This window comes from Sebaldella termitidis ATCC 33386, from assembly GCF_000024405.1.
Classification (GTDB): Bacteria; Fusobacteriota; Fusobacteriia; order Fusobacteriales; family Leptotrichiaceae; genus Sebaldella; species Sebaldella termitidis.
The window spans coordinates 3,918,080-3,937,640 of record NC_013517.1 but is presented as its reverse complement, the minus strand read 5'-3'; the positions used below and the strand labels follow the sequence as shown (position 1 = coordinate 3,937,640).

The window sequence follows — 19,561 nt, the reverse complement described above, 5'->3', positions numbered from 1 at the left end:
CTTGGTATGTTCACACCGGAAACACTCTTTTCTTATCTCTGAAAGGATAAGAATGGATAAAAAGGATGTAATTAAAATAACGTTGGAACTGATAAAAGAGAAGAAGCTGGAAAAGACCTCAATAGGGGAAATAGTGAAGAGACTGGATTCAAGTCCGGGAAATCTGTATTATCATTTCAAAAGTAAAAATGACATATATAAAGAAGTTTTGGATTATTCTCTGGAGGAAATAACAAAGTATCTGGATAGAGTAAAAACTGTGAGAAATAAAAAAAATTATTTATTTGCATTAACTAGAATGTTAATAAAAACTTTTGAAGAAAGAGAAGAAATTTTATTTTTTCTGATAGGAATAAAAGGCTCCTATTATCTAAACAAAGAATTGGATTCGCCTAATTTTTTGATAAGTTTTAAAAATGCTTTATTGGATGAAAAAGTTTATATGGGAAATGAAAAGCTGATAACTCTGAGGCTGAATATGTTTTTGGGATCGATATATGAAGTATTGTATGTAAATAAATTAGTAAATAACAGAAATTTGAATGAAAAAGAGATAGAAGAAATTTATATGTCTTTTTGGGGAAATGATTTGGAAGAGAGCTACAAAATATATGAACAAAATGATTTAATTCCCGATTTGTCACGGGAAAACTAACAAAAATGATGCTGATAATTTTTATTTGAGATCGGGCTTTAACAGAGCCTGATTTTTTAGTTTAGATGTAATAATATTAAGTACCACAAAATAAAAATCCTATTAATCAGTTTTGGACATAAAACTTGTCTTTTCAAACATAAAAATCCTGTTTTCAGTTACAGGTTATTGTTTTATGTATGATTTTATTGTAATATCTATCCATGACATCAGGAATTTATTTTTATTGATTAAATTTTAATAGTCAGAAAATCCTGTATTATCTCACCGGTGAAAAAATAATACAGAGAAAATTATGAAAATAAAAAATGGATGTATAAAAATACATATGTAGATGAAAGGTAATATTTGATACAGCTGATGATGTATATATGATTTGGAACAGTAACTTATAGAAATCGTAGAATTTGGCTGAAAAATAAGGACAGTCTGTTTTAGTTTCACAGGCAGAGAGGAAAATATGGACGTAATGTACATATTAATAATAATTATTCTGGTTTTTGTCTTTTTATATACTTATTTGACATTACTTTACTAAGTAAGCAGAAAAGATATTCCATGTATAAATAAGGAGGGAATTTATGAAAAAAATTTTACTGACAGGATTGCTGCTGACTATGGTAATATTTTCCGAAGATAATAAGACGAAAAGCATAGATATAGGGTTAGGTGCATTTTATAGAAATAATGTTTACAAAGAAAAGGATAACGATTCGGTATTGCCGGTTCCTTTTATAGGTATGAGGATTAAAGACTTTTATTTTGAGGCACCTTTAGAAATCGGATATCATTTTTATAACAGCGAAAATCTTACACTGACAGCATACGGAAGATATAATCTTTATACAGGCTACAAGCCTGATGATATGGAAGATGAATTCAAGGATATGGATAAAAGAAATGATGACCTGCATCTTGGTTTAAGAGGAAAGTATAATTTTGGTGCGTGGCGTACAGAATTAATTTCACATATTTCGGGAGATATATCAGGAAAAAGCAACGGGACAGTTGTTCGGGCAGAATTAAACCAGCCGCTGTTTTTGGGGGAAAGAATTATTGTACAGCCTTATATAGGTATAGAATATATGAATAAGAATTATTCCGATTATTATTTCGGGATAAAAAGCAGTGAGGCTGAAAATGGCATAAATAACGGAAAAAGTTACAAGGCCGGGGATACTTATAATCTGGAAGGCGGAGTCAGAAGCATAGTGACAATAAACAGAAGTTTTAAGGGACTTATTAGTGCAGGATATGTAAGATATGGAAGTGAAGCAGCAGACAGTCCTTTGGTTAAGGACAGGGATATTTATACGCTTGGCTTGGGAGTGATGTACAGCTTTGAGTTTTAATAAGCTTCGGCTCAAATTCGCAAAAATAAAATTGTAAATTTAGTTTATGGGAAATTGTCAATTATGTTATAATGGTTTCTTTGAATTGAATAAAATATAATAATTAGGTTTTATTTCGTTTATATAATATTTTTTAAAGGATTATGCAAAAACTAAGATTAGGATAGAAGAGGTAAAAAAATGAAGAAAATTCTGCTGTTATTGGTGCTGTTTTTAAGTGTTATGTTATTTTATATACATAAATGCAGCATAGAAAGAAAAGTAGATGATTATATAATTATAGAGACAGGATTCATAAATAATCCAAGATTATATTGTAAAGAACATCCCAAAATAAAACTTACAGATAAAAAAACAAATCAGGAAATCGAAAAGAGCAATTATTTTATAGACGGTCTTTATATAGTCGATGAGGGCAGCTATAGAATCGAAGCATCTTATGATAATGATGTGATTATCAAGGATATAGAAAAACTGGCAGGAGAAAGACTTAAATATAAGATTTTTATGGAACAGGCTCCTGAAATAAAGTATTTGGATAATTTTACGAGACTTTTTGGTCTGGGGAGCCTTGTTTTTAATCTTTTTCTTTTTAAATTGTTTTATAAAAAAGAAAATAAAAGATTACTCTTGATTTTCTGCCATATAGTATTAATTCATTTTCTCAGTTTTACTAATATTTTCACAGGCTATCAGCTTACAATAGTGCAGATGACACTTGAAATAAGCCTGTTTTCTTTTTTGGCAGCTTATTTTTTATCATATCTAAAGAAGAAAAATAAGAAACTGGCGAATTGTGTTTTTGCAATTTTGACTATGGTACTGGTGTTTATTATTTCGCTGCTAATATTTATAGTAAATGAGAGTATATTGGTTTATTTTGTAAAATATCATCCTGTTTTATTTAACAGTCTCATGATAATTAATTTAATAGTAAACATTGCTTTGAATCTTTTTAACTATATTATACCGTATATCATACTGATAAATATATTTATAAATACTCAGGATAAAGACTACAAAAGGATGAAAGGTTACCAGATTTTATTCCTGACTTTGATATTTCTAATAACAGTTTTGGGAGCAACAATACTGGAATCAAATTTTAGTCTGTACCCAAGATATGATGTTTTGTTTTTGTTAGGGACTACTGTGCTTTTCTGGGTATTGTTTTTTGGGGCTAATATGGAAGCTGCATTGGAAATACACAGGAAAAACAGACATTTATATTCATATATATTAAAAGTTCTGAGTATTTTTGTATTTATATATATTTATATTATTTGCAGCAAAAGCTATTATGAGATGATCCCGGTTTTATTAATTTATATTTTTGGGGAAGGGGTATATTATTTATGCATAGCTGTAAGCTCTAAAAGAAATATTAATTCATATAATAAATTTTTTAATAAATTAAGGGGAGTAAATGATATTGGAGAATTTCAAAATATTATAGAAGAAGAAATTCTCAAAAGAAATTCTTTGGAATCAGTAAAATTCAAAATTTTATCAGACTATAATGAAGAAAAAGAATATGTCCGAATTTTGGATAATGATAAAATAATAAAAAATGAATATTTACAGGAAAAGCTTCAAAAGTACGATTTTGGACTGAGAATGAAGGTAAAGGGAGAGGTCTGTATAGCATTACTGCTGGTGAAAACTAAAAATGGAAAATACCTCAATGAATTTATGGCATCTCTTTCAGTATTTATGGATGATCTTGTATATATAGTGAATTATATAAGAACACTGAATTTGAAAAGCAACCTTGAAAAAAAGAATGAAAAAGAGGAAATGAGTAAAATTCTGGAAGAACATCTGATTTTTATAAGAGAATTTTCCTTATTAATAAAGAAAAAATCAAAAGAAGAAAATATAAAAACATACTCTGAAATCATTCTGAAGAATGTAAAAGATTTAGGTGATAAGCTTGAATAGAATAGCATTGGAGATAGACAGAAATCTGGAAATATTACTGAGGGAATATTATGAATATGACTTTATAAATACAGTAAATTATGAAGTGCATGATATTTTGAAAGAAGATATTACCTTATTAATAATGGATGATTCTGATAAAAATGCGGAACTTCGGCTAAAGCTCCTGAAAAAATATAATATCAAAGTATTGTTTTTATCATCTGATTTTGATATACAGATTTTACGAAAATATATACGTGAAAATTTAATTTTTGATTTTTTGAAAAAGAAAGACTATCAGCTTATAGAAGAAATTATGGGCTTTATTACTACTCAGAATAATGCAAAAAATAAACTCTTTATAGATACCAGTTCTATGAAAGTATTGGTAGAGCCTCATGATATTCTGTATATCAGCTATTCCAAGGTTATTAGAAAGTCAGTAATAAAAACAAGTGATCAGGAATATTTTACTGCAAGACATCTTTTTGAAATAGAAGGACTGCTGTCAAGGTTTTCTGAATTTGTGAGAATAGAAAGAAGCAATATAGTGAATATGAACAGGATAAGCGGAATTAATTTTAAGGAAGAAATGCTGATATTCGATAATAATGAGATTTTACAATTAAGCAGAAGAATTTTGAAAAAACTGGAGACTTTTTGGATAAACAGCGAAGATGTTATTAAGCTGTAGAATTATAATTCAAAATTTTTACGGGTAAATAAAAAGAATGTTTTTATTATATACAGAAGAAAAAAATCACCTGACAGACGGCACTTCAAACATTGACCTGTATGACAAACCAGACTGCGTCAGGGAGATAACAATTTATTAAAATGTGATAAAAGCAGCAGGACTGTATCTTTTTTGATACAGTCCTGTTTTAATAAATATATAAAGAAAAGTCAAATATTATATTTTTTATCAGCTGTCGCTTTCATTGCCGGCAGTAATAACATTTTCCACAATGTTTTTCAGCTGTGTACAGTATTTTTTATCTATGGAATTATCAGTGATCAAGTAATCAAATTCTGATAAATCAGCATATTTCATAAGGTATGTCTGATCAAATTTTGTATTATCAGCAAGAAGTATTTTTTGTTTTGCAGCATGCAAAATTGTTCTCTTAACATTTGCATCCATTATTTCAGGAACTGTTGCTCCGGATTTCAGTCCGCAGCCGTGGCTTCCCATAAAAACCTTATCAGCATGAAAATTGCTGAAAAAGCTTATTGTTAAGTCGCTGATAGCACCGGCAGAAACATCGTTATACTCTCCGGGAGCTAAAATCAGCTTTATTTTCGGATTATTTCCCAGATAGTTTACCACAGGCCATGAATTAGTGATTACTGTTAATTTTTTGTCCTGTATATATTTTACCATCTGCAGTGTTGTAGTTCCGCAGTCGACAATAATTGTATCTCCTTCTTCCACAAGTTTTGCTGCTTCATATCCAATAAGCTGCTTTTTATCAGTCATCTGGCTTGATTTCAGTGAAAAGCTGGGTTCAATTGCAGATTTGCTGTTTAAATATGCCCCGCCGTAATTGGTAGTTATTAACCCCTGTTTTTCAAATAAAGCAAGATCACGCCGTATTGTCATTAAAGAAACTTCAAAAATTTCAGCTAAATCCAGTACTTTTACAGACTGCTCCTTTTGGAGAATATTAAAAATCTCCATTCTGCGCTTTGTAGAATTCATTTTTTCCATATTTTTTCACTTTATCCCTCTAAAGAAATTTATATTTAAGAAAATTATACAATAATTAGAGTTTTTTTTCAATTTTATACTTCATATTAAGCGCCTATTGTAAATTTTAGATCAAGGGAACGGGCGATATCCTCTATCTTTTCAATAAGATTGTCATCACACTCGGGAGTGCCGGACATCGGATATTCAAGTCCCATTTTCAGATATTTTCCTTCACCGAATTTATGATATTTTAGAATATCAGTCTGCTTTACAGAATTCCCCAGAGATTTCACAAATTCGAGTCTTTTTCTGATATCATCAAGATCGTCATTCATTCCCGGAATAATAACTATTCTTACAAGCATGTCTTTTTTTATATCGGCAATCATTTTTGCATTTTTTAGAATCAGGTCATTTTTTACCAAAGTGCCTTTTTCGTGTATCAAAGGATCAAAGGCCTTAATATCCAACAAAACTAAATCTATGACCTCCAGAATTTTTGCGAGCTTTTCTTTCTTGATATGTGCCGCTGTATCAAGAGCTGTATGTATATTATGATTTTTCAAAAGCTTTGCTGTTTCATATACGAACTCATCCTGAAGACAAGGCTCACCCCCGGAAAATGTGACTCCGCCCCCGGAAGTTTTATAAAAATCCATATCACGAATTAGTTTGCTGCTTAATTCCTCGGCTGTCATTTCTGTGCCCTTTGTTTCATAAGCATCATACGGACAAATATCAGGCATTTCTGCCAGATTTGTACAAGCTTCGCGGTTTATTATACACCCTGATTCTCCGAGAGCTATGGAGTTATTATTTGCTGCTGCAACACAAAGTCCGCATCTTTTACATCTATCACTGTGATAAAAAATTTTTTTTCCGGGATACATAGATTCAGGATTTGCACACCATTTACAGCGCAGGTTGCAGCCTGTTAAAAATACTGTTGTTCTCAAGCCCGGTCCGTCCTTGGTGGAATATCTCTGTATATTTGATACTAATCCGGTAATTTCCTTCATAAAACTCACCTACATTTCTGTTGATTTACAAATAAATATATCTGGTACTGTGCTCTGTTCATAATTAGTCAAATTTTACTGTCTGTTTTATTATCAGCTTTGCCGGATACTAAACTGTTCAGTACCGCTTAACTAATTAGTAACATCAGCGGTTCGTAATTTTTATATGTATTAATAGACGAACCGCTCTGTTATATATTTAATTATTTAAAATTAGAAATTAATTCCAGTCCAATTCTGTTCTTTCTATTATTGCATCCTGAGCCTCAGGCATCAGAGTAGAAAATAATGCACAGTATCCGGCTACACGAACCATCAGATCTGCATGTTCTTCCGGGTTCTCTTTCGCTGCTTTCAAGGTAGCACCGTCTACTATATTAAACTGATTATGGAAAATATTCTTGTATCTTGCCGCTTCAATAAATGAAACGAATTTTTCAAGATTTTCCTCACCTGCAAGGGCACCCGGCGCAAATCTCATGTTTAACAGCTGTCCGCCTGCAATTTTTTTATTAGGAAGCTTTGAAACAGAATTTATAACTGCTGTAGGACCTTCCTTATCTGCTCCCAGACATGGTGAAGCTCCTTCATTAAGCGGTTTTCCAGCAAATCTGCCGTCAGGAGTGGCTCCTACATCAAAACCGTTTGGAACATAAGAAGTAATATTTGATGTAGACATTGTATAGCCGCATCCTTTAGGCCCGCATCCGTAACGGTCTGTATGATAATTTGGAAGCAGAGCCAGATAAGACTCGTAAACATCAGCTACTATATTATCCACATAATCAATGTCATTTCCAAATTTAGGCGCCTGTCGGCAGAGCTTACGTATTTTTGCGCCTTCGATTCCTTCAAAGTTCGTATCCATAGCATCACGCAGCTGTTTCATAGTAATAACCTTATCATCAAATACAAGTTTTTTTACAGCAGCCAGTGAGTCTCCGACTACAGAAGGTCCGATATTGGACTGACTTACATAATCGTATTCTGCCCCGCCGTTTTTCAGCGTCTTTCCTCTTTCAAGTGAACAGTTTATCGTAGCAGATGCAAAAGCATCGGCATCGAAGTGTTTTAATGATCTGTCACAAACGAGGTCGCAGTCTACAGCTAAATCTGAGTAAAATTTTAATGCTGTTTCCCATGCTTTCCATAATTCATCATAACTTTTAAAATCAATATTTCTGTCATTTTTTCCTGTTATGGAAAACAGCTGTATTCCGCTGGCAGGATCCATTCCGTTATTCATTATCAGTTCAAGGATTTTACCAAAATTAATATAAGTCATACCTGTGGCTCTGTGACCCCATTTTCCGGGAATTGCAGTTTCTACACAGCCCATAGAAGCATAGTCTCTTGCAGTTTCTATATCCAGATCCAGAGTCATCATGGCAGGAATTACTACTTCGTCACAGAAAAGCGACGGCATACCGAATCCTTTTCTTATAAGTCTTGCAGAATCTTTTAGCAGAGAACGCGGAGTTTCTTCACAGAATCTGACACTCAGGTTTGGCTCCGGAAGACGTGACAGGTTCATTGCTTCAAGACAGAGATATGAAATGTCATTTGTCCCTTCACTGCCGTCAGGCTTCATGCCGCCCACAATAAGGTTCGAATACAGAGGATATCCCCCGCTGTATTGAGTGTGTCCCCACGGACGTACTTTATTCAGGCTGTTAGTCATAAGAAAAAAATGTGTTATGATTTCCAGTGCTTTTTCTTTGGAAATTTTTCCTGAATCTATATCAGCCTTGTAATAAGGATAGATATACTGGTCAAAACGTCCGAAAGAAAAAGAATGCCCGTTGCTTTCTATCATCATAAGCAGATGTGTGAGGTAGACAGCTTCTACTGCCTCATGAAAGCTTTCGGCCTTGCCTTCCATAAGATGTGCAAACATTTTGCTGAGATCTTTTAATTCATTTTTACGTTTTTCGTCAGTTTCCTTTTCAGCTTCTCTGGCGGCAAGCTCACTAAAACGCTTTATATACTTTAGAGCAGCATTCATTGTAATTTTTACTGCTTCATAAAAATCCTTCTGTTCCTGTGTAAGTCCTTCTCTTTTTGAATTTTCTTCTGCTATTCTTGCCAGCCCGCCGAAGCCTTCAGCCAGAACAAGATCATGGTTTGGAATAATATGCCCGTCACCTGACATACTGATTCCTCCTCTGTGTAAGACTCCCTGTTCTTCTGCCTTTCTGTTTATTTCAGGCAGATTGTGGAGGACATTATCCTGATGTGTTATACCCTGCCAGTAATCCTGTAATACACGAAGTCTGTCTTTTGTTTCTTCAGTAATATTAAAGTAATCACCGGAACGTTTTGAAAATTCATCCAGCTCGTTAATTACCCAGTTAAAAGAATATTCAGGAAAAATAGGTGCTGCAAAGTTTGAACTTGCCTGATTTCCTATAATAAGCATTCCTTCCTCTATGTAAATACTCATTTTTGACAGTATCTCGTCCAAGGCCTTAGCTCTTCTGATAACTACAGGCTCTCCTTCTGTTTTTTTGAAAGATTCAGTAATTATTTCCGCTCTTTCAGGACAGATTACAGGAATTCTGTTATTCATTTTTTCCTGTAAATATTCAATTCTTTTGAAGTCACAATCATTGTTTTGCGGTTTGAAACTTAAAAAGTCTGTCATTTTATTACCTCCTAAAAATTTTTTTATTTTTATAATGAATTTTTTTTATAAAATAATCTGAAAGTTACTTATACTCCGGTTTAAGACAGGTAGCTGCCTCTTCATCCAGTATTACAGTAACATCATTATGAAGCCACAGAAATGAAATAGGAAGAGCAGTGGTAATTTCTTTGTTTTCCAAAAATTTCTTTACTGCCTCTCCTTTATTTTTCCCGTTTACTATTAAAAGAATTTTTTTACTGGCGAGTATAGGGGTAATGCCAAGGGTAACTGCACGTGTGGGAGTGTCTTCCTTATTTTCAAAAAAACGTGAATTATCCTCTATCGTTTCATTGGAAAGCTGTTCTATATGTGTATAAGCCTGAAGCCTGTTACCGGGCATATTAAATGCAATGTGTCCGTCTCTCCCTATTCCGAGAAGAATCAGGTCGAACCCGCCTTTTTTTTCAATCAGGTCTGTATATTCTTTACAGGCCTTCTCCAGATCAGGATTTTCGATATCCGGACAATAAGTATTTTCTAAATTGATATTTACATGCTTATATAAATAATGATTCAGAAAATAGTAATATCCCTGCGGATCATCTTTTTTCAGGGCAACATATTCATCCATGTTAAATATACTTACATTTTCAAAATTCAGATTTTCGGTTTTATGCATATCTGCGAGTTTTTCAAGACATCCGACGGGAGTAGAACCTGTAGGCAGTGATAAAACTGCATGTGGATTATTCTTTATCACCTCTGCTGTTATTTCTGCCGCTTTGTTACTCATAGCAGTATAATCTTTCTCAATAATTACTTTCATAAATTTCTCCTTCTGTCTAATAATTTTCCTCTGAAAATAATTTTTCTTATATTCAAATCTCTGTCTAACAATACAATATCGGCATATTTTCCATGAGAAATACTTCCATATTTATCATATATTCTCAAAGCTTTTGCCGGATTCGATGAAGCGGCTTTTACCGCACTTCCAAGAGGAATTCCCATTTCTCTTACACATAAACACATACATTCCATCAAATTGCTTACTGAGCCGGCTAAGGCACCTGTTGCATCTACAGTAGCAGTTTTTCCTGTTACTGTTATTTTCTGTCCGCCGAGTGTGTAGCTTCCTTCCGGCATACCTGCTGCCATGACGCTGTCGCTGATCATTATGACTCTGTTGTCTCCGAACATTTTGAATGTACTGTTTATTGTGCTTGGATGCAGGAGAACACCGTCGCATATGAGTTCCACAAAGCAGCTTTCATTCTGACGGGCTGCCCCCACTACTCCGGGAAAACGGTGGTGAAACGCGGGCATTGCATTGTAAAGATGCGTCACATGGACAGCGCCTTTTTCAAATGCTTTTACTGCTGTTTCATAATCTGCGGCAGTATGGGCTATTGATAATATTACTTCATCTTTTAGTTCTTCGATAAATTCCATGCCGTTCTCTTCTTCAGGGGCAATACAGGCAATTTTTATCATTCCGCCTGCTGCTTCCTGGAATTTTTTGAATACTGCAGTGTCGGGTTTTAGTATGAATGAAGAATCCTGTGCACCTCTTTTGGATTCAGAGATAAAGGGTCCTTCAAGATTAATTCCCAGAATTTCGGAACCTGTGTTTCCTTTGTATGTATATGCAGTGCGGCAGATATTGCATAAATCTTCTTCGCCTAATGTCATCGTGGCGGGAAGTATAGATGTGATACCGTTATTCAACTGATATTCGGATATTATTCTGATAGATTCATGGTCTGCATCACAGAAATCCCTGTTCATGCATCCGTGAAAGTGAATATCAATCAAACCGGGTATGGCATATAAACCGTCAGCATCAATTACTGTACTGTCTTCTGCGGTTTGTTCCGGTTTATGATCTGTTATGTATTCTCCGTTAATGAAGATGTCATGCTGTAAAAAATTACCATTTTCCTGAAAAACATCGGCGTTTTTTAGAATCATAATTTTACATCCCTTCTTCAGAAATTAAACACAAAAATCATAAAAGAAAAAAATATAATGTTGTTTTATGTTATATTTTGATATTACCATTATTTTTTTAGAAAGTCAACAGATATTTGATATATTTATCTTTGGAAGGAATAAGGAATGAGAGGCGAGATAAAGCATAATTATGGAAAAGAACATGATAAAACAGAGAAAAAGTAAATGTTGCATGGAAAAGATCATAAAAGAACATATAGCTGCAGAAAGTAATAAAACCAGAGTGTATCCGGTTTTATTATTTTCTGTTATATGCATTTGAACATCTAGTATTTTTTATATATGTATATGTAACTGTCATAAATTCCGTTAAATTCTATAAATATTAGAAATACGTCGTCCTCATATCTGCATTCGTTGGATTTATCCAGATTATGCGTGAATTCATTATAAAAAGGAACGAATTCCTTCAAAAGTCCAGTCTGATATCTGTCGTCAATAATTCCGAAAGTATCTTCAAGGATAGAGGCAATATTCGATAAGTGTAAAAAACGTGAATTCTGTAATATCTCAAAAATACTTTCCTTTAGATTTTTCAGATTCTTAAATTTTTTCTCATAAGAAAAAATCAGATTATATTTATTCTGGATTTTCTCTTTGAATCTTTTGTTAAAATAATCATATTTTATACTTTCCACAAGAAATGTATCAAATTTTCCGCTGTAGTGAAGTTTTGAATAATAGATATTCTTTTTGACATAATCAAGGCCCTTTGTCTGGATGTATTTTCTGATGAGCTCATAGGCACCGTGCCGGTTTGAAATAAGGCTTTCAATATCTTCCATCAGTTTTTCGGCCTGTGTGTCCAGCTGCATATTGAGCCTGTCCTTGACATAAAGACGAAGTCCTATGATTTTACGGTTATTTGATATTTTTATTTTTTCGTATTCTATTTCGATATTTGAAATATCTTTTATTTCTTTGATTACAGGCAGCAGAATATATTTTTCAAAATCATAAAATCTGGAATAGTTTTTTTCTATTTCAAGGATTTTTTTAAGCTCGGTAAGAGAGATATCGATGAAATTATTTAAAATATTTTTCTGCGTGAGCATCATAAAAAAGTTTCTGCTAGTGGAATCATTGAACTGCAGGAGGAGGTTAAATTTGTATACTTTAAAATCATTGGATTCTTTATTGAATACCTTATAAAAATCCTCGGAAAAAGTAATATAGTATTTCTGGTTTATTATTCTGTAGGATGAAATAATATAAAACATGCCCTCATATTTTATGTAATCCAGCTTATTATAACTATACAAAATTTTCTTTTTCATAAAATTTTCAAAAAAGTTTTTCAGGTTATTGTTTTGATCCAGCTTAATCAGTTTATTCAGTTCATTTTCGGAAAGCTCCATATAAGGTGTGTTATTCAAAAGTATGTGCTTTACAATTCTTTTAAATATAATATTTTCATTTGAGCTGAGCTTTTTGTTGAAAGAGATGAAAATATCTTCTTTATCAAAAATTTTTTTCATAAAATTTCCAAACTCCTTTTTTAAAAAATTCATTTTTTAAATTCTGATAACGAAAAAAATGAATATTTTTTTATATATCAAATATCATAGCATCAAAAAATATATATGTAAATTGATATTTTCAAAATATATAAAAATTCTGATAACGAAAAAAACGAAAAATTTGACATGATGGAATTTGGAGGTATAGTAATATTGTTTAAGACATGTCGAAAAAATTTTTGGAAAGGAGAAAAAAATGGCATTAAACATTTTACTCACAAGAATAGATAACAGACTGGTACACGGACAGGTAGGAGTAACATGGACAAGCTCACTCGGGGCAAATCTTCTGGTAGTGGTAGATGATGAAGCAGCAGATGATAAACTGCAGCAGCAGCTAATGACAATGACCGCGGAAAATGCCGGAGTAGGAATAAGATTTTTTACTGTGGAAAAAACTATCAAAATAATAGGGAAAGCATCAGACAGCCAAAAGATATTCATTATCTGCAAAAATCCGGGAGTAGCAAGGAAGCTTATCGACGGAGGTGTACCTATAGAAAAACTGAATGTGGGAAATATGCATCCGGGAGAAGGGAAAAAGCAGATAACAAAAAAAGTTCATGTGAATTCGCAGGAGGAAGAGGATATAAGATATATTTCATCAAAAGGGGTTCATGTATTTTTTCAGGAAGTTCCTGAAGAGCCGGTTTATGAAATCAGTATTCTGGACTAATGCTCCGGTCTGTTTATACTTATAATACGGTAATATAATGATTAATCTTGAACAGAACCGGATACTGATATTTTGTTCTATTCATATTTGATATTTGAATAAACTGATTTGGAATATCAGATATGGCAGAACAATATATCGAAAAATATGAAAATAGTTTTTTTAAAAAACAGAAAGGGAAATTATGAATGAAATAACTTTAATGCAGGGGCTTTTAATAGCTCTTATGGGTATAGTAGTTGGTTTAGATTCTTATCTTGAAGTTTTGTTTATTTTCAGACCTATAATAGTTTGTACGCTGACTGGTCTGATTTTGGGTGACTTGAGAGTAGGACTGCTGGCCGGCGGTCTGGTGGAATTATCATTTGCAGGACTGACACCGGTAGGAGGAACACAGCCGCCGAATCCGGTTTTGGCAGCAATTATGACAACTGTTTTGGCGCATTCTACCGGATTTGACGTCAAGACAACTATAGGACTGGCACTGCCGTTCAGCTTTCTTATGCAGTATATAATCTTGTTTTACTATTCTTCATTTTCATTATTCGTTACAAAATTTGATAAATATGCAGAAAATGCAGATGCCAAGAAATATAAACAGCTGTCAAATATAACTATGATTATTGTATCGCTGACATACGGAATAGTAATATTTTTATGTGTATATGTGGCTCAGGAGCCGATGAAGCTTCTGGTAAATTCAATGCCTGAATGGCTGACTCACGGCTTTGAAATAGCCGGTGGCATACTGCCTGCGGTAGGATTCGGACTGCTTCTGAAAATAATGTTCAAATTCGAGTATCTTCCGTTTCTGATTATCGGATTTATTATGTCAATCTTCCTGAATTTTTCAAATCTGCTTCCGGTAGCTCTTATAGGTACTGCAATAGCAATTTATAAATATTATGAAGATATAAAGAGAGAAAAGGAACTGGAACAGCTTTTGAGTCTTGGACTGACGAATGAAGACAAGGAGGATTATAGCGATGGAATATAAAAAAATACTGCATAACAGTGATATAAAGAAACTGGCAATGAGATCCGCCCTGCTCCAGTCTTCGTATAATTATGAAAGAATGCAGGGAATGGGATGGACGCATGCCATGCTTCCCGCACTTGAAAAAATATATAAGGATGATAAAGAGGGTCTGGCAAATGCAATGAAGGATAACTCGGGATTTATAAATACCAATCCCACTGCTGCGGCATTTTTAATGGGACTGATTATATCTCTTGAGGAAAAAAAGGAAGACAGAAATTTGATAAATAGTTTGAAAATAGCACTTTTTGGACCGCTGGCAGGTATCGGAGATGCACTTTTATGGTTTACGCTGCTTCCGATAGTGGCAGGAATATGTTCCTCGTTTGCACAGCAGGGAAATCTTGTGGGACCGCTGGTATTTCTGATTGTATATATAGGTGTATTTTTATCGAGAATATACCTTGTTAAGATAGGATATGACATTGGTTCCAAAGCAATAGACAAGCTGAAAAATGTTTCAAAGCATGTATCAAAGGCTGCAACAATTCTGGGAATAACAGTCATCGGAGGACTGATTGCTTCTTATATAAATATAGATGTGCTGCTCAGCATACCAATAAGCGAAGGACATGTAATTTCCATACAGCAGGATTTTCTGGATAAAATCCTTCCGAAGCTTGTTCCTCTGGGATATACCTTCTTAATGTACTATCTGATGAAGTTTAAAAAGGTAAATCCGGTAACACTGATCGTAACAACATTTGTACTGGCTATAATATGTTCGTTTTTCAAAATACTGTAAATTTTTCAGGAAGAAGTGTGGATTATGAATAAAAATACTATTATCATCACAGGTCACGGCCGTTATGCCGCAGGGATAAAATCATTTATAAAGGAAGTGGCTGGAGATATCCCGGGTGTAGAATTTGTTGATTTTCATTCGGATATATCCGTTGATGACTTAAAAGAAGCTTTTGAGAAAATGGTAAAAGAAAATAAAGATTCTGGTGTCTTATTTTTAGCTGATATTATCGGAGGAACGCCGTTTAACAAAGCTGTGGAGGTTTCAGCAGGAAATCCGCGGATTTTAACAGCAGCAGGATGTAATCCGGGTTCCATTCTTGAGGCTTGTCTTACTAAGGACGAGATGAATCTGGAGGAATTATGCGAATCTGCAATAGAGAATACGAAGAATAATGTCGTTAAATTTGAAATAGAAATCAGAGAAAATATGGAAAGCTGTGAAGACGGAATATAACACGGTAATTTGCATATGAGATTTTACGAAATAAAATGGGACTAAGGGAAATATCAAAGGAGTATAAAGATTTTTCTGAAAGTTCCATTTTTTATTATAATCCTTTGCTTAGGCAGTGAAATATACCGGGAAAATCTGTTGACTTGCAGTAATTTATAGGTTATTATCAAATAAAAAACTGGGAATAATAAGGAGACAAATGAATTATAAAATAACAGGAATAAATCATATAACATTCTCTGTAAGCAATCTGGAAAAATCATGTGAGTTTTATGAAAAGGTATTCGGGGTAAAACCGGCATACAAATGGAAACAGGGGGTATATTATGATTTGTGCGGCTACTGGCTGGCTCTGAACGAGGAAAAGGACATACTGCGGAATGATATAAAGCATTCATATACACATATGGCATTTAGTGTGCCGGAAGAAGAGTTTGATCATATAACAGAATATTTTGAAAAACATAAAATAGTCTATTCGCTGGGAAGAGGAAGAAACATAAGGGAGAAAAAATCTGTTTATTTTCAGGATCCTGACGGTCATAAATTTGAATTTCACTGCGGAACAATGAAGGACAGACTTGAATACTTTAATGATATAAAAAAATAAATATAAAAGGCTGTATAAAAAACCAAAACAGAAAAACTTATATATTCTGAAAATAAAAGGTTTTAAACAGCCTTTATTCTTTTTAGATTTTTTTGGAATCTGCATACTGTATTCTTCCGTTTCTGTAAATTGCTTCACCAATTTCAAACTTATATAAAAGCCATGAATACTGAAAGGTTTCCAGAATACTGCTGTGTTCTCCGGCTAAAAGCAGGTAGGAACTGTAAATATAATCCAGTATTTCCTGCGGGGAATCTGAATATTTCGGAAAACACGGATCTCCGGCAATATTAGTAGCAAGCTCTCCTATAGGTGTTTCTATATTTTTAAATAAAGTAATCCAGTTATAATAAGAAGCATAAAGTGGTTCTTCAATTATTGCAGCCATAGTTACACCTCCCTTCCGAGAGAGAATAAATACATCAGGCAGAGTAAAGAAGCGTGAAGTGACAGATATGAGGGGAGAGAAGAGAGAGTTCCAGGCCTCTGTAATAAGTTTTACAGAGGCCGTATAAAAAATATTATGGATGGGAAGTAAAGACTTTTAATTTGTTGCTGATAAATTCAATAACAACATCTTCGTTTTCTCCTTCTTCACCGTCAATACTTACATTAATGTCTTTTTTAATCTTTTTTATTTCACATTTTTTGGCGGTAAGAGTTCTTACAAAGTTATTATTTACCAGATTATTATTCATCAGATCAAAAATTATGGTAGAAAGATCTATTGCAGATTTTGTTTCCTTTACAATGATAATATTCATGAGCCCGTCGGCCATGTTCGCTGAATTATCAAGATTGTCAAAGCCTCCTGCACCTTCTCCGTTTATGATCATATACAAAATGGCTTTTTCTTCTATTTCTGTATTATCATCCAGTTTCATGTTTAACCTGAATCTTTTTATGTTGATTAGTTCATTAATACCGTTAATAAAATATGCAAGTTTTCCTATATTTTTCTTCATATTTTTATCAGTGGAATAGGAAGCCTTTGTAAAAAGCCCTCCGGCATATGAAGAAAGAAATATGTTTTTTCCGTTTATAAGTCCGAAATCTACATTTTGGATTTTGCCTTTGATAATATTTTCTATCCAGTCATCGATATTTTCGCCTAAATGAAGACATCTTGCGAAATCATTGCATGTTCCCAGAGGGAAGATACCTATTTCGGGGAGTTCGATGCCGGCATTATAGAGCTGTGTAATAGTACGCCCCAGAGTTCCGTCTCCTCCTGAAAGTATAAGTATGTCGAATTCATGATTTTTTACGACGTCAATAAGGCGGTTGTACTTTTTATCTATACTGTACAGAGTAAGTGAAATATTATTTTTCAGAAATTTTCTTGTTATTTTGTCAAAATTCTCCAAAATAATCTTGCTGTTACCTGAATTCGGATTATAAATCAGCAGTGCTTTTTTCATGAAAATCACCTCGATGATATAGTATCTTATATTAATATTATAACATATTCTAAACACAAAAGGAAAAACACTTTCAAAAACAAAATATTAAGTCAGTAAAAATATAGAAGACAATAAATATATACACTAATTTAAGAATATGGTATAATTAAACTGGATATTTTAAAAATAATTATAATTGTGGAGGAACTAATATATGAAAAAAGTTAAGTTAATTTCATTAATGTCAGTAATAGTATTATTGAGTTCTTGTAATTCTATTACATCAACATTTAATACAGCAAGTACGACGTCTACTATGCCTATGGTAACGAATGACCTGAAAATGGAAGTAGCTAAAAACGTTAATACAATAACTGAGCTGTATGCTGCAGGAAAGAGTAAAGTAGGATCAGAAGGGGAAGAAATAGCCAGAAATAAAGCTGAGGTTCTTGCCAAAGATGCATTAAGAAAGGCAATCCGTTCAGAAGCTTATAAGGATATAAGACAAAAGCTGGATGTTGCCAATCTGAAAACAGGGGATTTCAGTGATTACAGTGTTAATAATTATGCAAATGAAATAGCGGTAAAACTTCTGAATGAATCTGAGAAAAGAGCCGAATTTCAGACTGGAAATACTGAAATCGGAGTTATTTATGTATTATCAAAAGACAGAGTGAAAGAAGAAACTGATGATTTTTTCCAGGAAAAGCTTCAAGGTGAGATTGACAGGCTTCAAAATATAAAAACAACAAATTAAGTTGACATTTTTCAATTTTTGTCATAAAATAATATTATAATGATTACAATTTTAAAATTATTTTAGGAGGAAATATGGACTTTAATTTAAATCTTGGGTGCATAGATGAGGGAAACTTATCAGAGATTTCTTGTGATAAATTATATGATGTGCTTGTAGTTGGTACAGGGCCGTCAGCAGTTTCAGCTGCAATATATGCAGCAAGAAAAGGTCTTGATGTTGCAATGATAGGACTTAAAATAGGCGGACAGGTTTTGGACACAAGAGAGATAGAAAATATCATAGGTACAGCTAAAACTACAGGGTCAGAGTATGCCGAGAATCTTGAAAAGCATTTGAAAGAATATTGTGTTGCCTTTAAAGAAGGGACATATGTGACAAAAATAGAAGAAGACGGAAAAAATAAATTAATTACTACAAGTGATAAGAAAATATATAAATCAAAAACTGTAATAATAGCAACTGGTGCTAAGTGGAGAGAATTAAATGTTCCCGGAGAGCAGGAATATAAAGGAAAAGGAGTTCACTACTGTGCTACTTGTGACGGACCGTTTTACAAAGGACTGGATGTAGCTGTGGTAGGCGGAGGAAATTCCGGAATAGAAGCTGCCCTTGATATGGCAGGGATAGCCAAAAATGTAACTGTAGTGGAATTCATGCCTGAACTAAAAGCTGATAAAATATTACAGGATAAACTAAATGAAAGAAATAATATCAAAGTCATCACAAATGCTGCTACTACAAAAATATACGGGGAAGACTTTACAAAAGGAATGGAATATAAAAACAGAGCAGATGAAAGTACACATGAACTGAATATCGACGGTGTATTTATAGAAATAGGACTTACACCAAACAGCGAATTCGCAAAGGATCTGATAGCGACTAACAAAATCGGGGAAATCATAATTGATGAAAACAATATGACTAACATAAAAGGAATCTTTGCTTCAGGTGATGTAACAACAGTAAAACAAAAACAGATAGTCATATCTGTAGGAGAAGGAGCAAAAGCTGCTTTAGGGGCTTTTGATTACCTGCTGAAAGAGTATTAAAAAAAATATTAGATATAAA

At 33.3% G+C, this 19,561-nt stretch carries 19 protein-coding genes; 11 read left to right on the top strand and 8 right to left on the bottom strand.

Annotation, left to right across the window (positions count from 1 at the left end):
* The first annotated feature begins 52 nt into the window (after nt 1-52).
* The 4 genes from STERM_RS18345 to STERM_RS18330 all read left to right on the top strand — a co-directional run bounded on the left by STERM_RS18345 (nt 53) and on the right by STERM_RS18330 (nt 4,624).
* Nucleotides 53-655, top strand: coding sequence for a TetR/AcrR family transcriptional regulator (locus STERM_RS18345; protein WP_012863125.1), 603 nt, complete (start codon nt 53-55; stop codon nt 653-655).
* A gap of 581 nt (nt 656-1,236) precedes the next feature.
* Nucleotides 1,237-2,007, top strand: a complete 771-nt coding sequence (locus STERM_RS18340; RefSeq protein ID WP_012863124.1) for a MipA/OmpV family protein — start codon at nt 1,237-1,239, stop codon at nt 2,005-2,007.
* 180 nt (nt 2,008-2,187) lie between these two features.
* The gene (locus tag STERM_RS18335; protein ID WP_012863123.1) at nt 2,188-3,948 is read left to right on the top strand and encodes a hypothetical protein; all 1,761 of its coding nucleotides are present in this window, start codon (nt 2,188-2,190) and stop codon (nt 3,946-3,948) included.
* Nucleotides 3,941-4,624: a LytTR family DNA-binding domain-containing protein gene (locus STERM_RS18330; protein ID WP_012863122.1), complete on the top strand. Its 684-nt coding sequence runs from the start codon at nt 3,941-3,943 to the stop codon at nt 4,622-4,624. Before STERM_RS18335 ends, STERM_RS18330 begins: the two co-directional genes overlap by 8 nt.
* Before the next feature lie 231 nt (nt 4,625-4,855).
* Here the strand turns inward: STERM_RS18330 and STERM_RS18325 are convergent, their stop codons facing one another.
* The 6 genes from STERM_RS18325 to STERM_RS18300 form a co-directional block, all read right to left on the bottom strand.
* Nucleotides 4,856-5,641, bottom strand: coding sequence for a DeoR/GlpR family DNA-binding transcription regulator (locus STERM_RS18325; protein ID WP_115388812.1), 786 nt, complete (start codon nt 5,639-5,641; stop codon nt 4,856-4,858).
* 86 nt (nt 5,642-5,727) lie between these two features.
* Nucleotides 5,728-6,642 (bottom strand): glycyl-radical enzyme activating protein, encoded by a 915-nt coding sequence (locus tag STERM_RS18320; protein ID WP_012863120.1) that lies wholly within the window; start codon nt 6,640-6,642, stop codon nt 5,728-5,730.
* A 220-nt stretch (nt 6,643-6,862) separates the two neighbouring features.
* Entirely contained in the window at nt 6,863-9,286 is a 2,424-nt protein-coding gene (locus STERM_RS18315; protein ID WP_012863119.1) for a glycyl radical protein, read from the bottom strand.
* A 64-nt stretch (nt 9,287-9,350) separates the two neighbouring features.
* Nucleotides 9,351-10,094 carry a glucosamine-6-phosphate deaminase gene (gene nagB / locus STERM_RS18310; protein ID WP_012863118.1) on the bottom strand — a complete coding sequence of 248 codons (744 nt, stop codon included), beginning with the start codon at nt 10,092-10,094 and terminating at the stop codon, nt 9,351-9,353.
* Nucleotides 10,091-11,239 (bottom strand): N-acetylglucosamine-6-phosphate deacetylase, encoded by a 1,149-nt coding sequence (nagA, locus tag STERM_RS18305; RefSeq protein WP_012863117.1) that lies wholly within the window; start codon nt 11,237-11,239, stop codon nt 10,091-10,093. Before nagA ends, nagB begins: the two co-directional genes overlap by 4 nt.
* A gap of 308 nt (nt 11,240-11,547) precedes the next feature.
* Nucleotides 11,548-12,759 carry a replication initiation protein gene (locus STERM_RS18300; protein ID WP_012863116.1) on the bottom strand — a complete coding sequence of 404 codons (1,212 nt, stop codon included), beginning with the start codon at nt 12,757-12,759 and terminating at the stop codon, nt 11,548-11,550.
* A gap of 238 nt (nt 12,760-12,997) precedes the next feature.
* On the opposite strand from STERM_RS18300, the gene agaB reads away from it, so the two are divergent.
* From agaB to fosB, 5 genes are all read left to right on the top strand, one after another.
* The gene (agaB, locus tag STERM_RS18295) at nt 12,998-13,477 is read left to right on the top strand and encodes a PTS galactosamine transporter subunit IIB (RefSeq protein WP_012863115.1); all 480 of its coding nucleotides are present in this window, start codon (nt 12,998-13,000) and stop codon (nt 13,475-13,477) included.
* 184 nt (nt 13,478-13,661) lie between these two features.
* Nucleotides 13,662-14,474 (top strand): PTS galactosamine transporter subunit IIC, encoded by an 813-nt coding sequence (gene agaC, locus STERM_RS18290; protein WP_012863114.1) that lies wholly within the window; start codon nt 13,662-13,664, stop codon nt 14,472-14,474.
* Nucleotides 14,464-15,261: a PTS galactosamine transporter subunit IID gene (gene agaD / locus STERM_RS18285; RefSeq protein ID WP_012863113.1), complete on the top strand. Its 798-nt coding sequence runs from the start codon at nt 14,464-14,466 to the stop codon at nt 15,259-15,261. The genes agaC and agaD overlap by 11 nt, the downstream gene beginning before the upstream one ends.
* A 24-nt stretch (nt 15,262-15,285) precedes the next feature.
* Complete coding sequence (locus STERM_RS18280) at nt 15,286-15,717, top strand: PTS sugar transporter subunit IIA (RefSeq protein ID WP_012863112.1); 432 nt, start codon at nt 15,286-15,288, stop codon at nt 15,715-15,717.
* Nucleotides 15,718-15,916: 199 nt separating this feature from the next.
* Nucleotides 15,917-16,327 (top strand): metallothiol transferase FosB, encoded by a 411-nt coding sequence (gene fosB, locus STERM_RS18275; RefSeq protein WP_012863111.1) that lies wholly within the window; start codon nt 15,917-15,919, stop codon nt 16,325-16,327.
* Nucleotides 16,328-16,409: 82 nt separating this feature from the next.
* Here the strand turns inward: fosB and STERM_RS18270 are convergent, their stop codons facing one another.
* Nucleotides 16,410-16,715 carry a sterile alpha motif-like domain-containing protein gene (locus tag STERM_RS18270; RefSeq protein ID WP_012863110.1) on the bottom strand — a complete coding sequence of 102 codons (306 nt, stop codon included), beginning with the start codon at nt 16,713-16,715 and terminating at the stop codon, nt 16,410-16,412.
* A gap of 133 nt (nt 16,716-16,848) precedes the next feature.
* On the bottom strand, nt 16,849-17,748 hold the full coding sequence (locus tag STERM_RS18265; protein ID WP_012863109.1) for a diacylglycerol/lipid kinase family protein: 900 nt from the start codon (nt 17,746-17,748) through the stop codon (nt 16,849-16,851).
* Nucleotides 17,749-17,944: 196 nt separating this feature from the next.
* On the opposite strand from STERM_RS18265, the gene STERM_RS18260 reads away from it, so the two are divergent.
* Together STERM_RS18260 and STERM_RS18255 are read left to right on the top strand one after the other, a co-directional pair.
* Nucleotides 17,945-18,487: a hypothetical protein gene (locus STERM_RS18260; protein WP_012863108.1), complete on the top strand. Its 543-nt coding sequence runs from the start codon at nt 17,945-17,947 to the stop codon at nt 18,485-18,487.
* Nucleotides 18,488-18,561: 74 nt separating this feature from the next.
* On the top strand, nt 18,562-19,542 hold the full coding sequence (locus STERM_RS18255) for an FAD-dependent oxidoreductase (protein WP_012863107.1): 981 nt from the start codon (nt 18,562-18,564) through the stop codon (nt 19,540-19,542).
* Nucleotides 19,543-19,561 lie beyond the last annotated feature (19 nt).

Coding starts and splice junctions, on each gene's coding strand:
- agaD (WP_012863113.1), top strand. CDS start 14,464: ATGGAATATAAAAAAATACTGCATAACAGTGATATAAAGAAACTGGCA.
- STERM_RS18270 (WP_012863110.1), bottom strand. CDS start 16,715: ATGGCTGCAATAATTGAAGAACCACTTTATGCTTCTTATTATAACTGG.
- fosB (WP_012863111.1), top strand. CDS start 15,917: ATGAATTATAAAATAACAGGAATAAATCATATAACATTCTCTGTAAGC.
- STERM_RS18345 (WP_012863125.1), top strand. CDS start 53: ATGGATAAAAAGGATGTAATTAAAATAACGTTGGAACTGATAAAAGAG.
- nagB (WP_012863118.1), bottom strand. CDS start 10,094: ATGAAAGTAATTATTGAGAAAGATTATACTGCTATGAGTAACAAAGCG.
- STERM_RS18335 (WP_012863123.1), top strand. CDS start 2,188: ATGAAGAAAATTCTGCTGTTATTGGTGCTGTTTTTAAGTGTTATGTTA.
- STERM_RS18300 (WP_012863116.1), bottom strand. CDS start 12,759: ATGAAAAAAATTTTTGATAAAGAAGATATTTTCATCTCTTTCAACAAA.
- STERM_RS18265 (WP_012863109.1), bottom strand. CDS start 17,748: ATGAAAAAAGCACTGCTGATTTATAATCCGAATTCAGGTAACAGCAAG.
- STERM_RS18260 (WP_012863108.1), top strand. CDS start 17,945: ATGAAAAAAGTTAAGTTAATTTCATTAATGTCAGTAATAGTATTATTG.
- STERM_RS18315 (WP_012863119.1), bottom strand. CDS start 9,286: ATGACAGACTTTTTAAGTTTCAAACCGCAAAACAATGATTGTGACTTC.
- STERM_RS18280 (WP_012863112.1), top strand. CDS start 15,286: ATGAATAAAAATACTATTATCATCACAGGTCACGGCCGTTATGCCGCA.
- STERM_RS18320 (WP_012863120.1), bottom strand. CDS start 6,642: ATGAAGGAAATTACCGGATTAGTATCAAATATACAGAGATATTCCACC.
- nagA (WP_012863117.1), bottom strand. CDS start 11,239: ATGATTCTAAAAAACGCCGATGTTTTTCAGGAAAATGGTAATTTTTTA.
- STERM_RS18255 (WP_012863107.1), top strand. CDS start 18,562: ATGGACTTTAATTTAAATCTTGGGTGCATAGATGAGGGAAACTTATCA.
- STERM_RS18340 (WP_012863124.1), top strand. CDS start 1,237: ATGAAAAAAATTTTACTGACAGGATTGCTGCTGACTATGGTAATATTT.
- agaB (WP_012863115.1), top strand. CDS start 12,998: ATGGCATTAAACATTTTACTCACAAGAATAGATAACAGACTGGTACAC.
- STERM_RS18325 (WP_115388812.1), bottom strand. CDS start 5,641: ATGGAAAAAATGAATTCTACAAAGCGCAGAATGGAGATTTTTAATATT.
- agaC (WP_012863114.1), top strand. CDS start 13,662: ATGAATGAAATAACTTTAATGCAGGGGCTTTTAATAGCTCTTATGGGT.